The sequence below is a fragment of the Sorangium sp. So ce128 genome (assembly GCF_051525245.1).
GTDB lineage: Bacteria > Myxococcota_A > Polyangia > Polyangiales > Polyangiaceae > Sorangium > Sorangium cellulosum_B.
Window position 1 is genome coordinate 11,531,779 of sequence record NZ_CP150313.1, and the last position, 14,566, is coordinate 11,546,344.

Sequence of the window (14,566 nt, forward strand, 5' to 3'; positions counted from 1 at the left end):
AGGCGCTTTCTGGCTATTTTCACGTGGCATGTTGATTGCCATACTCGGCGTACCCGCCATGCGAAGCCTGCTGTTCCTCCCCCTGCTCCTCGCGGTTGGATGCTCGTTCAACCCGCAGCCTGAACCGCCGTTCGATGACAGGGATCCCTATCCCTCCGGGTCATCGTCGACCGGTGCGGCGGTCGGCGGTTCAGGTTCGGGTGGCATGGGCGCCGGCAACACGGCGGCAGGGACCAGCGCTGGCAGCGGGGAGACCACGGGCGCGGGCGGCAGTGGCGATGGGGGCGCGGCGGGCGGCCAGGGTGGCGCGGGCGCTCAGGGCGGTGCTGGAGGGGGCGAGGGCGGCGCGGGCGGCCAAGGCGGCGCGGACGGCCAGGGCGGCGCGGGCGGCCAGGGCGGCGCGGGCGGCCAGGGCGGCGCGGGCGGCCAGGGCGGCGCGGGCGGCCAGGGCGGCGCGGGCGGCCAGGGCGGCGCGGGCGGCCAGGGCGGCGCGGGCGGCGAGCCCTGCGGTGTGGGCGGCGCTGGAGGCGCCGGAGCCGTGGAATGCGGCTGAAGGAGCAAGCGGCCCGGGCCTGACGGCGGCGTCGGCCCGGCGGTAAGAGCGAGCGAGAAGCAGCCGACGGATCGCGCTCGACGCAGCATTCCCGCGGACGAGGGCGCCGCACAAGCGGGCAGGGAGATGCGCAGGGTGCTATGAGGAGGGAGCTTATGCGCCAGCTTGTCGTCCTTGTGTTCGGGGTCGTCCTTGCGGGCTGTGTGTTCAATCCACAACCGGAGCCTCCCGCTGAGGGGGGCATCGGGTGCGGTGATTGCGAAGACCTCGGCGCGACCGGCGCAGGAGGGGGCGTCGCCGCCGGCGATCCCGGCGAAGACGACGGCGCGGGCGGCGGTGGCCTCCTGCCAGACGCGCCCGTTTCGAGCGGCGCCGGTTCGACTGGGGCCGGTAACAGCACCGGTTCAACCAGCACGGGTGGCGAACCGACCAGCCCTGCCGGCGCCGGTGGTGCGGGCGGCGCGGGTGGCAAAGCCGACGACGGTGCTGCGGGCGGCGAAGGCGGCGAAGGCGGCGCTGGTGGTGTGGGCGGCGCGGACGGCGAAGCCGGCGACGGTGGCGACGCCGGCGGCGGTGGTGCAGGCGGCGCGGGCGGCGAAGCCGGCGCTGGTGGAGCGATCGGTCCAGACGGCGGATGAGGCGACCGATGGGCCCGGCACCCGCGGGCAGAGCGCTCGACGTCGACTGACGCGGCGGCGCCGGCTCAGATCCCGGGTCGCCGCGGCCGCGCGTACTCGTCGAGCATGTTCGCTACCAGCTCGGCGAGCAGGCTGTCCGCCACGCGAAGGCGGCGCGACATCTCGCGCGCGACGTTCAGCACCAGCAGCGTGTACGACTTGAGATCGCGCCGGTAGAGGGCGTCGAGATCGTGCGCGGTGACGCGCAGCAAGCGCGACGGGGCGATCGCCCGGACGGTCGCCGAGCGGGGCATCACGTCGAGGATCGACATCTCGCCGAACCAGTCGTTCGGCCCGAGGACCGCGATGCGCGCCTCGACGTCGCGCTTCGACCGCTTGAGCACTTCCATCTCCCCCGAGAGCAGCACGAACATCTCGCGGCCGCTGTCGCCCTCGCGAAAGGCGACGGCGCCCGGCTCCAGATCGAGCAGCTCCAGGGTGTCGGCGAGGCCCTGGAGGACGTGATCGCCCAGGCCTCCGAACAGCCCGATCTCGCGCAGCTGCGTGATCAGCGAAGGGTTATGGCTCACCTGGATGCACCGAGGGCGCCCGCGGCGACCGTCCTGCCGGCTGACCCGACAACGCCCACCACCACGTCGCGAACATGCCCGCCTTCTCGCATCGCTCCACCTCGCGGTCCCGAGCAGATGTACCCCGTCGAGAGCGTACGCCGCAACACGCCCGTGCTCCGCGCGATCCGCACTAGAGGTCCTTGGTGAACACGATCCGCGGACGCCCAGGCCCGGCGTAGTCCTCGATCTCGGCCGCCGACCAGCCGACCGCGGCGTGGAAGCGCACCGAGCCCTCGTTGCCCAGCGTCGTGATCGCCTTGAGCTGCCGGCAGCCCTCGCGGCGGCAGTCCTCCTCGAACGCCGCGTAGAGCATCCTGCCGACGCCGCGGCGGCGATAGTCCGGGTGAATGCCGACGAGGTGCACGTACCCGATGGCCGCGTCCGGGCACCTGAACCCGAGCAAGAAGCCGACGAGCAGCCCGCGATCCTCGACGACGCGCGCGAGCCTGCCGAGCTCGTAGAAGAAGATCGGGTGCGCGAGCGCGCTGGTTGGGCCTGCCCACCACCGATCGATCTCGCCCACGATCCGGTCGTAGTCGGGCTTCGTCAGCGGCCGTGTCTCCATGCATCACCTCACTCGAACGGTTCGGATCCCCAGCCTTCGATCTGCAGCGTCCGCGCGCACGACACGAACGCATCGCGAAGACCTGCGCAGCCTAGCAGCCGCGCCGGCCTCCCCGTAAGCGCGCTCGTGGATGCTCGGCTAGCCGCCGCGCGTCACGCCTGCTAGCGCTACCCCTGTGCGTCACGAGAAAATCATCGTCGCTCCGTCGATCCTGTCGGCTGACTTCGGTCGTCTCGCGGAGGAAGTACGGGCCGCTGAGGCCGCTGGCGCCGACTGGATCCACGTTGACGTGATGGATGGCCGGTTTGTGCCAAACATCACGATCGGGCCGCTCGTCGTTCGCGCGGTTCGCGCCGCGACGCGTCTTCCCCTCGATGTCCACCTGATGATCGTCGAGCCCGAGCGCTACGTCGCGGAGTTCGCGTCCGCCGGCGCCGATCGCATCTCGGTCCACGTCGAGGCGTCGCCTCACCTGCACCGGACGCTCCAGCAGATCAGGGACGCAGGCGCGAGCCCTGGCGTCGTGCTGAACCCCCACACGCCGGAGGAGTCGATCCGGCACGTGATGGCGGATATCGATCTGGTGCTGGTGATGAGCGTCAACCCCGGGTTCGGCGGCCAGCGGTTCATCCCGGGGGCGCTCACCAAGCTGCAGAGCCTGCGCCAGACGATCGACCAGGCAGGCCTGGACATCGCGCTCGAGGTCGACGGCGGCGTCGCCCCGTCGACCGCCGGGCAGGTCATCGCCGCCGGGGCGCGGGCGCTCGTCGCGGGCTCGGCGGTGTTCGGCGCGGTGGCGCGGGGCGAGGATCTGCCATTCGATATGCGCGTCGCGCGGTATGCCGAGGCGATCCGCGCGCTCCGCACGCCCGCCAGGGAGCCGTCGTGACCCGGCGCGTCGAGGACGCTGCCGCGGCGGGTCAGGGGCGCTGTGTGTTGGGCGCGATGAGCGCGACGTTAAAGCGCGGCCGCTGGCGCGGTGCGGCGTTCGCGGCGGGGGCGCTCGCGGCGGCGCCGGTTGGGGGGGTTGGGCTGGTCGGGTTGGTCGGGGCGGCTGTGCTCGCCGGGTGCGCGCCGACGGCCGCGCCTGCGGCGCCGCCGCGAGCGCAGGCCTCGACTGCGACGCTCCCTGCGGCGTCAGCCGCGCCTAGGCCGGCTGGGGGCGCAGGCCCGGTGGATGCGGGCGAGCTCGACGAGGACGCGGCTCGCCTGACCGACGGCGAGATCGCGCGCGTGCTCGCACGCGTGGCGAAGGCGCGGGGCCTGCCGGTCCGCCGCGAGGTGCGGAGCCGCGTGCTCGCCCGCGGGCAGATCCTGGAGCGGGTCCGCGCGCACGTGGAGCGAGAGATCCCCGAGGGCGTGCTCGATCACCAGCGCGAGGTGCTCGCGGCGCTCGAGCTCATCCCGGCCGACTACGACTTCACCGCCGGGATGTACCGCCTGCTCGAGGGCCGCATCGCGGGCTTCTACGAGCCGGAGGACGCGACGATGTACCTCGTCGACGATCTCAGCGAGGCCGAGGCCGAGGAGACGCTGGCGCACGAGCTCGTCCACGCGCTCCAGGACCAGAGCTTCTCGCTGGGGAGGCTGCTCGATTTCAAGCTCGGCGACAGCGATCGCCTGGCGGCCACACACGCGCTCGTCGAGGGCGAGGCGATGAGCGCGATGTTCGACGTGCTGGTCGGCTCCGCGTTCCAGGTCGACGAGTCGATGCTCCGCAGGCTCGTGGCGATGTCGACGGCGCTGTCGTCCGTGGGCGACACGCCGCTCGTGCTGCAGGAGTCGCTGGGCGCCCCGTACACGGACGGCTTCGCGTTCGTGCAGGCGCTGCGCCGGGAGGGCGGGTGGGCTTCGGTGGATGCGGTCTGGCGCGCGCTGCCGGAGACCACCGAGCAGCTGCTCCATCCCGAGAAGCTCGCCGCGCGCGAGCCCGCCGTCGCGGTGGCGGTCCCGACGGCCGCGGCGCTGGGCCCGGGGTTCCGCGTCGTCTTCGACGACGTGATGGGCGAGCAGGCGCTGCGCATCGCGTTCGGGGCGTATGCCCACCGCGATGCGGCGATCGGCGCGGCGGCGGGGTGGGGCGGGGATCGGTTCGCGGTGGTGCGGCGGGACGACCCGGAAGACCCGTCGCGGAGAGAGTTCGCGCTCGCGTGGCGGCTGCGGTTCGACAGCGCGGGCGACGCGGCAGAGGCGGGGAAGGTGATCGAGCGCCGCTTCGGGAAGGTGTGCAGGCGGCGGCCGTCGCTCGGGCCGATCGCGTGGACGGCGCGAGGGAGCGACGTGGCGATCGTGGCAGGGCCGTACGCGAGGCGCGGGGGAGGGGAGGTCAGCGCGGCGGGGACGTGCGCGGGGGCGGGGAAGTGGCTGGCGGAGGTGATGAAGGGCGGGGCGGGGGTGCAGGGCGCCGGGGCGCTGGCGGGGGCGGCGGTGGGGAGGGAGAAGTAAGGGGCAGGGGGCGAAGGGCGGTGGGGGCGGGAAGAGATGCCGGTTGGGGACGGAAGCGGCGGGGCTGGGGCTGGAGAGCTCAGGGGCGGCCCGGAGCAGGGTAGGGTAGGGGGGCGGGTTCTCAGGGCGGCGTTGACAGGGGGCGGTAGAAGAGGCAGAAAAGCGAGTCGTTCTGGATGTTTGGAGGAGTGGCCGAGCGGTCGAAGGCAGCGGTTTTGAAAACCGCCGTTGGGGCAACTCAACCAGGGGTTCGAATCCCTTCTCCTCCGCTGAAACCATTGAGGATTTCGTCGAGGAGCTCGAGCGCTCCCTGGTGAGCCTCCCGGAGCCATTCACACGCCATTCACATGGCGACGCCGAGGCTACGCCGACCGCCGGGTGAAGACCTGCACCGCGTCCTTCTTCAGGTTGTCGTTGGTGTGCGCGTAGCGCTGGGTGACCGAGAGGTGCAGGTGGCCGGCGAGCTGCTGCACGGTCGGAGCCGAGGCGCCGCCCTTGAAGCACTCCGTGATGAAGAAGTGCCGCAGGGCGTGGAGCCGGGTGGCCGGCACCTGCGCCTTGGCGAGCGCACGCTTGAAGGCGTGCCGCAGGCCGCCCTCGGTCCACGGCGTCCCCTTGCCCGAGGGGGCCACCGGGGCGGTGGGCTTGTGCGGCCTCTTGCTGGCCTCGACGAGGATCTCCTTCAGCGCGGGCGCGATGGGGATGCCCCGCTCGTGCCCGGACTTCGGTGCGACTACCTGGCCGCAGGTGATGGCCTGCCGAACGAAGAGCAGATCGGTGCCCAGGTTCACGTCGCACCAGCGGAGGCCCCGCACTTCGCCGGCACGTAGGCCGGCGTAGGCTGCGAGGGCGATCGCAGGACGGACGTGCGGGGCCGCCGCGGCCACCACGGCGTCGACCATCTCGGGCGAGGGCGGCTCGTACACCTTCGACTTCACCCGGTTCAGCCTGGGGAAGTCCGGCTTCTTGTCGTGGTGGCCGAGCTCGACCGCGTTGCCGATGATCGTGCGCAGCGGGATGACGATGTTGTTCCGCGTCGACGCCGAGAGGTTCTCCCGCGCGAGCTCGAGGTCGAACGCCGTCACGACCGCCTTGTCGATCTTGCTGAGCGGCCACGATCCGAAGCGCGGCAGCAGGTACGCGTCGACGTTCTTCATGTACCCGATGTGCGTCGAGGGCTTGAGCTTCGGCGCGAGCGTCGCCTTGTACAGCTCGACGGCCTCGCAGAAGGTCATCTCGGGCTTCGGCGGCTTGGGCTCCGCTACGTCCACCTGGTCGGGGAGGTAGCCCTTCTCCGCGATGGTCGCGAGCAGCCGCCGCTCCTCCTTCCGCGCACCGTCCGCGGTCTGCAGGGTAGCGTTCCTGAAGTACCGCTTCTTCTCGCCGGTGCGCGCGTCCTTGTACGAAAAGTCAATGATCCAGGGGCGCCCGGGGCGCCGGGGGTCTCGCCGCACGGTCATGCCGGTCAGCTCCTTTCCGGCCGGACCGCGTGCCTGGGACGAGGCGAAGAAGTAGCACAGGGGGCGCCGTGGTTCTTGTCGTCGCTCCCGGTGTCGGCGAGCCATGCGGCGCTGAGCTTCACGCGCCAGCGGCCCGAGAACTTACGGGCGCGGACGCCGTCGATGTTCGCCTCCAGCGCGCCGTCGGGGCCGCGGACGACGTGGCGCTCGATGCTCCGGCGGAGCGCGTCCGGTGACTTGCCGAGGAACTCGGCCGCGGTCCTGATGCAGACCCAGCCCCGAAGACCCGGGAGGGTGCTGGCGGACGAGTTGCTGCTCACGGCGACCTCCGCGAGCCCATCGAGCGCTCCGTCTGGCTCGCCGTGACCGAGTCGTCTCCCGGCGGCGCCGCGCTGCCGACCAGGTGGATCGCGTCCTTGGGCTCCTCGCTCTTGGCGCGGAGGTTCGGCGAGGCGAGGCCGGCGCGCACGAGCGCGATGGTGCCGCGGCGGACGCTGAGGCCGGCGAGCGCCCGGCCCAGTGCTTGGCGCGACACGTTCAGCTCGGTCAGGACGGCACGCTCGCCGAACTCCTCGATGAGGGCGTGCAGCGTACGCCGCTCCTCGGCCGAAAGGCCGATATCCTTTGCCCCTTGGCTCATGCTCTCGAAGCTAGCGACCGGAGATTCGCGAGCTACGGAACCGTACGCGCGCGAACTGTTCCGTGGGGTGCCCCACAGATCCCGGCAGGGCTCACTCAGACTCGTCGCCCGCGCTGTCCTCTTCGTCGGAGGGCGGCGCGCTCACGTAACCCGAGCTCACCCTCTTCAGACGTAGCGGCGCCCGCTCCGCTGCCTTCGCCATCCGTCGCAACTCCTGCTCGATCGCACCGCCGACGGTCATGCCGGTCTGGAGGAAAACCTCCTCGCCGTCGGTCATCAGGATGCTCAGGATCGCGAGCTCGCGGTTCGAGAGCTCCCGGCCGTAGGGGAGATCCTCGGGCAGCTTCGCGAACGCGTTCGGCTTGGCGAAGTTCATGGTCCAGACGAGCCAGTGCCGCCTGTCGGGCGGCCTCTCGTAGTCCTCCCGGACATCGTTCACGAGCGACTGGAGGAAGGGTCGGCGCTGCTTCACGAGCTTGTTCAGCCTGTAAGCGTAGAAGAGCCCGTAGTCCGGCCGCTTCGACTCGAGCCCAGCGCTCTCGAAGAACTCCAGGGCCTTGGCCGCGGCCTTCCGGAACTCGTACATCACGCTCCAGGCTTCCGCCTCGACCTTCCATCGCTGCGTGAGGGCCTCGACCCGAGCCATGCGACCGGCGTTCCAGGGATGACCGAACGCCTTCTCGTACTCGCTCTCGCACTGCGGAAGGAGCTGCGCGAGGAGCTTCTCCTTGTTGGAGAACCGCTCCCGCTTGTTCTTTCGTGTGGCTCGCTTCGGGCTCATCGTGACCCAGCCGTAGCTTACGCGCGGCCGCCCCTTGATGACTCCCGTTCGGGCGTCGGTCTCGTGGACCTTGCGAGCTGTGCTGTCGCGTACGGGCGCGGCACGGTCCGGGGCTTCAGCGACCGCGATCTCGTCGCGCTCAAGCACACGAGGGGCATGCTCGACACCGATCACCGGCGCGGGTAGTTCATGCGCAACTGCCGTGCGTCCGGCGCGGGGCGGGCGGGGGATGCCGCAAGCAACGGCAACCAAGCGGCGAACGGTCCGTGTCCTGCCGGGATGCTGTGGGTCAACCCGGTGGCCGGGAGGTCATCGATCAGCAGCGCGCTCCTTCGGCGAACTCACCGGACACACACGCCCTACGCTACAGCACTCGGTTCCCATGATGACGGCGACGTGGCGACCCGGGGCCCCGGATCCTGCTCTCGGGATTCAACCCCCGGACGATCGTGCGTTCTACCGAACCACCCATGTAAGTGTTGGGAATAAATGGATTTTTTAGCTGAAGAAGCGCAGGCGGCCGTCGAGCATCTGGTGAGCACCTCCATTCACCGTCCCTATGGTGGCATCGGGGATCGGCAGTTTTTCTTGCCGTTCGCCGACCACAAAAACGCGACCGCGAGCGGTTTCCCCTCGGCTCCACGGCCCGGCTCTACGTCCCGTACCTCGCTGCGCTGGTGGGAGATGAATCGCTGTAACTGCAGGTAACCACTGCGAAAAATCCTCACGGCGGCCTCGCACCTCGGCCGACGAACCTTGGCCCATGACGGAGGTGCTCGCCTTCGCCGACGGGTGGGCCGCTGAAGGACTTTGGAGTGGGCACCCGGCTCGACCCGTCGAGCATCCCTTCGTCTTCCTGGCCCGACAGGGCGAGGAAGCGGGATGGCTCCGATGTTCGCACGTGCACTGCTGCGTCCGTTTGCTGCTGGAGATGCTCGCGGCGCTGACGCCCCCACCCTGCAAGGCGTTTCAGCAGATCGAGGATCTGCGGGGTAGGCCGAGGGCTTGAGGCTCGTGGGACGCCCGATCCTGGCACTGCTGGCAGCGGCCGGAGGGACGACGCCGGCCATCACTCGTCTACGCCACCTCAAGGAGCTCGGTGCGAAGGCCATCCTTCCGATTCCAGCGGGGCACCCGAAGAACAATGCCGACCCGATCATGGCTATTTTGTCGGAGCACATGATCACAGGAACGAAGAGATACCCTCGGCGACGATCGGGGCCGAGCTCGACGTCAAGTCGACATCAGGAAGGTACGGCAATGACGCGACGGACGTTATGCCGCAGACGACCACCAACTCGGCCGAGGATGTCGAGCTCAACAACTCCAGGTAGACACGACCTCGGTGGTAGTGCTTTCCATATCGTTTGATTTGTGGTTGGCTATCTAGCCACCTACCAGTTCGCGAAGGAGGACATCATGACGGACATCAAGATGGATAGGGCGACCAAGATGCCGCCGAGCCAGCCCACGAGGGACAACGACGCGCTGACGAGAGCCGCCCAGCTGACGCTCACGGACAACGACGCGCTGACGAGAGCCGCCCAGCTGACTCTCGGGGACGACGTGCTCAGCGAGGGGGCGCGACGGATGAACGAACTCGGGGGCGGCTCGCTCAGGGCCGGCCTCGAGCGATGCCATCCCGCCTCGCTGCATGGCATGGCCGACGGCGTGAGAACGGCCGCTCGTCCGGGCGCGCTGCTGCTGGTCGCTCCCGCTTCTTCCGCGTCCGACGAGGCGCTTGAGATCTTGAAGAGGTGCGCGGACGCCGCCGAGAAGATGCACGGCACGGGCAAGTACGCCCGGACGCCATGACCGTGCACCGGCAGGCACCTCACGCGCTTCTCGCATGAGCCGGACGCCACCGCCCGGGGGTGCCGTGGAAGTCAAGCCCACACAGCGTGATGGCTCACGCCCTGACCTGAAACATCCCAAGCGGGTACAGTGGCATCGTCTTGGCCATGATGTCGAAGCCTTGCTCTCGAGTTAAAATGGACCAACATGCCCGGCACCGTCGCACACGGGGAGCCGACCGCGATCACCTCCGCGGGATTGACGCCGGATACAACCTCGCCGGCTGCCGACCCCTTTGCCCAGCGGCCGGAAGAGGCCAGGGCACTGCTGCTCGCCTCGGCCCCTCGCCCGAGCGTCGTGGAGATCCTCCTGTACGACGTCGGACATCCGGAGATGAGCGCTGCGGCGCTCGACGAGGGGTCTCCCTCGTTTTAGCCTCCAGCATGTTTCAACGTGTCCTGAGCGTCTCCACGCAGGATGCCGTTTCGCGGTCCCGACCCGATCGGTGGAGAGCCGCCGAGATCCGCGTGCCCGCTGTCGCGCAGGCGATTCGGGGCTAGAGGAACGGGCATGGGCCCGTCCCGCGGCATCACGCCGCCCGCCGGCCCCGCCGGATCGACATGCCCTTGGTGCTGGAGATGGGGGCCTGCGACTTGTTGAACCGGCCGCGCACCCTCGGTCGGACGCCGCTGTCCGGTTGCACCTCCTCGTGCATCGTCGTGGGCTTCAACTGCGGGCGATGAACGGCACCCGTCAGGTCGGTGTGCCTGGCCAGGTCCTCGCCGAGCTCCTTGATTCGCCGGCAGATGGCGAACGTCGACGAGCCGAGCTCGTTGGCGATTTCACCAAGATCGAACCCGGCGGCGCGCAGCTCGAGCATCCGCCGGTCGTCCGCGGGGAGCTCCGCGAGCCAGGCGATGAGGTTGATCGCGGACAGGATCCGCTGCGTGGGGTTGTTGCTGGTCGCTTCGGCGAGGCTGAAGCCGACCGGCGCCTCGTCCTCGTCGGGGCCGCGATGCTCATCCTCGGCGGCGAAGTCGCCGAAGCGCAGCACCTCGACACGCCCGTGCATGAAGTTGCGCAGGTCGAAGACGTCGCGCTTCCGCTGGTACCAGTCGCAGGGAACGTAGTACCGGCTCGCGTCCGTCGCCCGCAGGCCGCAGGAGTGGATCAAGATCGCATCGTCGAGCAGCTCGTCGCGCTCGGCGTAGCGCTCGTACATGGCCCAGGTCTGCGCGATCGCGTCTTGCAGTCGGTCTTCACGGACCTGCTCCGGAAGAAGTCGGGCGACGGGGTTGAAGATGCCGCGCTTGATCTTGTCCTCGAAGGCGCGGTGCAGATCACTCGGGATGTTCATCGTCACGGTGGCCCTCCGTACGGCGCGCAAACGGAGGCCCGTGGCCCACGTGATGCGCGACAAGTGCGCGGCGCGGGGCGCGGTCGACCGGTTCAGCGAGAACGAGGGGAGCCCTCCCTTCTCTTATCCCCGCGGGTCGGGGCTCCTTGAGCCCGACGGGAGCGGCGGACGACCTCGGTCATTTTTGACCGAGGTGCTGCCCCGCCGACCGCGTGCACCTGAACGCCGGCTCCGGGCGCGACACGGTCAGGCACGGCATCGTTCTACGACCGCTCGCCCCCGGACTCGTGTTCCATGGACGGTCCCTCTGCCGAACTGCGAGCCGACCGCATGTCTCCCGCCGTCCCGCCCAACTTCGCCTTCCGCGCCCATCAGGATCCTCGCTGCGTCGTGCTCGGCATGCACACGGAGCGCTACTTCGCCGAGGGTCCGAACACCCGCCTGGTGAAGCGGTGGCAGCTCGGCGAACTCCTCGCCCAGCACGCCGCCGCGCGCCTCGGGCTGGACACGTCGCCCGAGGACAACCAGGCTACGCTGATCAACCGGCTCCGCGAGCGGGGCGCGCCAGGCGCCACGATCCGGCAGCCCTTCCACGAGCTCCAGGGAGCCTGACCATGGCCCGCTTCGCGCCCGCCAAGGGAATCTACGACATCGCCGCACGCTTCAAGACCACCTGTCTTCAGGCCGACGGTTCCCTCCTCTTCGAGGGAGGCCGCCTCTGGACGCTCGAAAACCTCAAAGAGCTTCATCGTGTCTTCGTCGACACCAAGGACACTAGCAAGCGAGCCTTCATGGCGAAATTCCATGACCAGCTCGCGGATTCCAAGACGGACGTCAAGCGCTTGGCCGCCGAGGTCCTGCTCGTCCACTTCCTCTTCCCGTCGAGCGTCACGGGCGCCACCAAGAGGCGCCTGGTGAGCACCGTGCTCTCCTGGGCCGGCGACCCCGCGGACGACAAGCATCCCGCAATGGCGGCGCTCGATCGAGGTGTCGGCAGCGGGGGGCAGGGCTACAACTCGCGCCGCCCCAACGAGCTCTGGTTCCTCATCAACTTCGCCCTGAAGCTCAAGAGCATGGACAACCCGGTGCACACCACGCTGTTCTCGAATGCGGGGGCGTTTCGCGAGCTGGTCGACGACGTAGAGGACGCCGGGTCCCGTCAGTTCCGCCACATGCTCTTGCACCTGATCTACCCGGACGACTTCGAGCGGATTGCCAGCAGCACCCACAAGCGGCGCATTGCGTGGGCCTTCCGGGATCTTGCCGGTCCAGGCCTCGACGACCTCGACGATAAAATCCTCTCGATTCGAAGGAGCCTTGAGAAAGAGCTTCCCGGACAGACGCTCGACTTCTACCAGCCGCCGCTCGCCGCCGCGTGGAACCCGGACGACGACGACGACGAGCCGGGCGCGAGCGACGCCCTCCTCTACAAGAAGCAGATTGTCCTCTACGGCCCGCCGGGGACGGGCAAGACGCACCAGGCGAAGGCGCTCGCCGCAACCCTCATCCGCTCGGCGGCGCTCCAGAAGCTCGGCGCGGCCTGGTACTTCCAGAACGAGAGAGCCGTCCAGCAGGTCATCGGGACGCACTTCCACCGCGTCCAGCTTCACCCTGGGTACAGCTACGAGGACTTCATCCGCGGCCTGCACGTCGGCGAGGGCGGGAAGACCGAGTACCGCCTCGGCCTGCTCCCGAAGCTGGTGCAGGACATCGAGGACGAGCGCAAGGTCGGCGGTCCGGTAGCCATGCTTCCCCACGTGCTCCTCCTCGACGAGATGAACCGCGCCGATCTCAGCCGCCTCCTCGGCGAATGCTTCTCGCTGCTTGAGGATCGCGGCACGGCCATTCCGCTGCCAGGGCTCGACGGGCAAGGGAAGGCGCTCACTCTGAAGCTGCCGGACGATCTCTATGTCATTGGGACCATGAATCTCATCGACCAGTCCATCGAGCAGGTCGACTTCGCGCTCCGGCGCCGCTTCCTCTGGCAGCGCTGCGGGTTCAACCGGCAGGCCCTCGTCGAGGTTTGCAAGCGGAGGTGGAACGATCACCCGATGAAGGGCTACGACTGGGACACGGTCGGGAAGGACTTCGAGCGCCTCGGCGCCGCCGCCGCCGCGCTCAACGCCGCCATTCACAAGAGCAAGGTGCTCGGCGAAGAGTACGAGATCGGTCACACTTACTTCTTCGATGTTGTGAGCTTCTTGCAAGAGGAGCTCGCGGGGACCAAAAGGAAGCGGACTTTTCTGTGGAAGAGCGGCAAGCCCGAGAGCCCCGTATCTAGGCTGTGGAGCCTGTCGCTGAAGCCTCTCCTGGATGCGTATCTGCGCGGCCTCGAGGCGGTCCCTCGAGCCCAAGAGCTCGGCCGCCTGGAGAAGGCGTTCCTCACCATGCTGGCCGACGTCGATGAGTGACGTCGACGCGAAGGACTGCTCGCCGATCCTTTGGCCGAGCCCGGACCCGGAGACGGCCGCATGGCTCGCGAGGCTGGCTCAGGTGGTGGTCCCCGAGGCGCACGTGATCGGCTTCGGCGACGGCGCCCGTGAGCACGACGACCCGGTCGTGTACTGCGAGTGCGACGGTTCCTGGTGGTGCGGCCGGTACGTCGGCGCGATCCGCTTCGAGGGGCGCATGCTTCGCATCCGGCCGCGCTTCGGGATGGCAGTCCTCGAGCAATGGATCGAGCACGCGTTGAACCTCACCTTCACCGAGGTGTCGGGCGAGCTGGACGATCACGACGCATTCCTCCCCCAGCTCCTCGCGAGGCTCTGGTCACGGGCCCTCGTCACCGCCGGACGCCACGGCTTGCCTGCGCTCCGGCAGGACACCATGCACCACGGTCCCATGCTGCGCGGTCGGCTGGATGTGCAGCGCACCGTGCGGGAGCGGGTGGCCGGACGCCCCGGCCTGTCGTCCGTACAGCGCTCCCGCTCGCTCGAGAACGCGGTGGTGCAGGCGATCGTGGCGGGATACGCCGCCCTGAGGCGCTGGGTCGGGAACGCGCAGCTCGGCAAGGTCATCGCCGAGCGGGCACAGGATCTCGTCGACCACATGCTTTCGGCCATGCCGCTGACGGCCGGGCCGCCTCTCCAGGGGGAAATCGACCGCGTCCGGTACACGCCGATCACCGCCGGGTACCACACGGCCGTCCGCCTCTCGATGCGGATCGCGCGCCACCGCGGGTTGTTTCACGAGACCACCCCGGATGGCGGTGCCACGGGGGTGCTGCTCGACGTCGCCGAGATATGGGAGCTCTTCGTCATCGCGTGTCTCCGAGCCGCGCACCCGGAGTTCGATGTGTTGCACGGGACCCATGACGTCGAGGCGAACGACTGGCTGCTGACGAGCGAGAGCGGCAATAAGACGCTGGGGTGGCTCAAGCCGGACGCGCTCCTCCGCCTGCCGGACGGCGTACTCATCGTCGATGCGAAGTACAAGTCTTTGAGGCCGAGGGGAGCTCGACCCCACGGAGTGGAGCGAGAGGATCTGTACCAGGTGGGAGCATACCTCTCGCGGTTCGCGAACGATGGTGGCGAGGCACTGCTGGTGTATCCAGCGGACGGAGACGCTTCGCCTCCCGAGGTCGTCGCGGAGGGGCCATGGCGGTTTGGGAGCGGCCAGCGTCTCGGGTTCGTCGCGCTGCCGACGGACGCCGAGACCGCTGTAGACCTATTGAGAAGGCGAGCGTGCGGCGGCGGGTAAGGGACCGTGGTCGTCGAGGTGAT

General features: G+C 69.2%; 16 protein-coding genes and 1 tRNA gene. 10 read left to right on the forward strand and 7 right to left on the reverse strand.

The window, feature by feature from the left end; translation table 11 throughout:
* Positions 1-58 precede the first annotated feature (58 nt).
* Together WME82_RS43730 and WME82_RS43735 are read left to right on the forward strand one after the other, a co-directional pair.
* Entirely contained in the window at positions 59-553 is a 495-nt protein-coding gene (locus WME82_RS43730) for a hypothetical protein (protein WP_438040135.1), read from the forward strand.
* Positions 554-708: 155 nt separating this feature from the next.
* Positions 709-1,191 (forward strand): hypothetical protein, encoded by a 483-nt coding sequence (locus tag WME82_RS43735; protein ID WP_438040136.1) that lies wholly within the window; start codon positions 709-711, stop codon positions 1,189-1,191.
* A 65-nt stretch (positions 1,192-1,256) separates the two neighbouring features.
* Here WME82_RS43735 and WME82_RS43740 read toward each other — a convergent pair whose 3' ends face one another.
* A complete protein-coding gene (locus WME82_RS43740) occupies positions 1,257-1,760 on the reverse strand; it encodes a cyclic nucleotide-binding domain-containing protein (protein ID WP_437742451.1) in 504 nt (167 codons plus the stop codon).
* 172 nt (positions 1,761-1,932) lie between these two features.
* Entirely contained in the window at positions 1,933-2,367 is a 435-nt protein-coding gene (locus WME82_RS43745) for an N-acetyltransferase family protein (RefSeq protein WP_437546919.1), read from the reverse strand.
* Between the two features lie 175 nt (positions 2,368-2,542).
* Between WME82_RS43745 and rpe the strand changes: the two genes are divergently transcribed.
* The 3 genes from rpe to WME82_RS43760 all read left to right on the forward strand — a co-directional run bounded on the left by rpe (position 2,543) and on the right by WME82_RS43760 (position 5,081).
* Positions 2,543-3,256: a ribulose-phosphate 3-epimerase gene (gene rpe / locus WME82_RS43750; protein ID WP_438040137.1), complete on the forward strand. Its 714-nt coding sequence runs from the start codon at positions 2,543-2,545 to the stop codon at positions 3,254-3,256.
* 284 nt (positions 3,257-3,540) lie between these two features.
* On the forward strand, positions 3,541-4,812 hold the full coding sequence (locus tag WME82_RS43755; RefSeq protein ID WP_438040138.1) for a hypothetical protein: 1,272 nt from the start codon (positions 3,541-3,543) through the stop codon (positions 4,810-4,812).
* A gap of 182 nt (positions 4,813-4,994) precedes the next feature.
* A tRNA-Ser gene (locus tag WME82_RS43760) sits at positions 4,995-5,081 on the forward strand.
* A 93-nt stretch (positions 5,082-5,174) separates the two neighbouring features.
* Here the strand turns inward: WME82_RS43760 and WME82_RS43765 are convergent.
* From WME82_RS43765 to WME82_RS43780, 4 genes are all read right to left on the reverse strand, one after another.
* Entirely contained in the window at positions 5,175-6,272 is a 1,098-nt protein-coding gene (locus tag WME82_RS43765) for a tyrosine-type recombinase/integrase (protein WP_438040139.1), read from the reverse strand.
* A gap of 5 nt (positions 6,273-6,277) precedes the next feature.
* On the reverse strand, positions 6,278-6,592 hold the full coding sequence (locus tag WME82_RS43770) for a hypothetical protein (RefSeq protein ID WP_438040140.1): 315 nt from the start codon (positions 6,590-6,592) through the stop codon (positions 6,278-6,280).
* Positions 6,589-6,912: a hypothetical protein gene (locus tag WME82_RS43775; RefSeq protein WP_438040141.1), complete on the reverse strand. Its 324-nt coding sequence runs from the start codon at positions 6,910-6,912 to the stop codon at positions 6,589-6,591. Before WME82_RS43775 ends, WME82_RS43770 begins: the two co-directional genes overlap by 4 nt.
* A gap of 91 nt (positions 6,913-7,003) precedes the next feature.
* Positions 7,004-7,693 (reverse strand): hypothetical protein, encoded by a 690-nt coding sequence (locus tag WME82_RS43780; protein ID WP_438045028.1) that lies wholly within the window; start codon positions 7,691-7,693, stop codon positions 7,004-7,006.
* A gap of 1,419 nt (positions 7,694-9,112) precedes the next feature.
* On the opposite strand from WME82_RS43780, the gene WME82_RS43785 reads away from it, so the two are divergent.
* Both WME82_RS43785 and WME82_RS43790 read left to right on the forward strand, forming a co-directional pair.
* Complete coding sequence (locus WME82_RS43785; protein WP_438040142.1) at positions 9,113-9,508, forward strand: hypothetical protein; 396 nt, start codon at positions 9,113-9,115, stop codon at positions 9,506-9,508.
* Between the two features lie 186 nt (positions 9,509-9,694).
* On the forward strand, positions 9,695-9,922 hold the full coding sequence (locus WME82_RS43790; protein WP_438040143.1) for a hypothetical protein: 228 nt from the start codon (positions 9,695-9,697) through the stop codon (positions 9,920-9,922).
* Between the two features lie 154 nt (positions 9,923-10,076).
* Here the strand turns inward: WME82_RS43790 and WME82_RS43795 are convergent, their stop codons facing one another.
* Complete coding sequence (locus WME82_RS43795; RefSeq protein WP_438040144.1) at positions 10,077-10,850, reverse strand: hypothetical protein; 774 nt, start codon at positions 10,848-10,850, stop codon at positions 10,077-10,079.
* 324 nt (positions 10,851-11,174) lie between these two features.
* Between WME82_RS43795 and WME82_RS43800 the strand changes: the two genes are divergently transcribed.
* The 3 genes from WME82_RS43800 to WME82_RS43810 are packed head-to-tail and all read left to right on the forward strand — an operon-like array spanning position 11,175 to position 14,543.
* The gene (locus tag WME82_RS43800; protein WP_438040145.1) at positions 11,175-11,456 is read left to right on the forward strand and encodes a hypothetical protein; all 282 of its coding nucleotides are present in this window, start codon (positions 11,175-11,177) and stop codon (positions 11,454-11,456) included.
* A 2-nt stretch (positions 11,457-11,458) separates the two neighbouring features.
* Positions 11,459-13,255 carry an AAA family ATPase gene (locus WME82_RS43805; protein WP_438040146.1) on the forward strand — a complete coding sequence of 599 codons (1,797 nt, stop codon included), beginning with the start codon at positions 11,459-11,461 and terminating at the stop codon, positions 13,253-13,255.
* Entirely contained in the window at positions 13,248-14,543 is a 1,296-nt protein-coding gene (locus tag WME82_RS43810) for a 5-methylcytosine restriction system specificity protein McrC (RefSeq protein WP_438040147.1), read from the forward strand. The genes WME82_RS43805 and WME82_RS43810 overlap by 8 nt, the downstream gene beginning before the upstream one ends.
* Positions 14,544-14,566 lie beyond the last annotated feature (23 nt).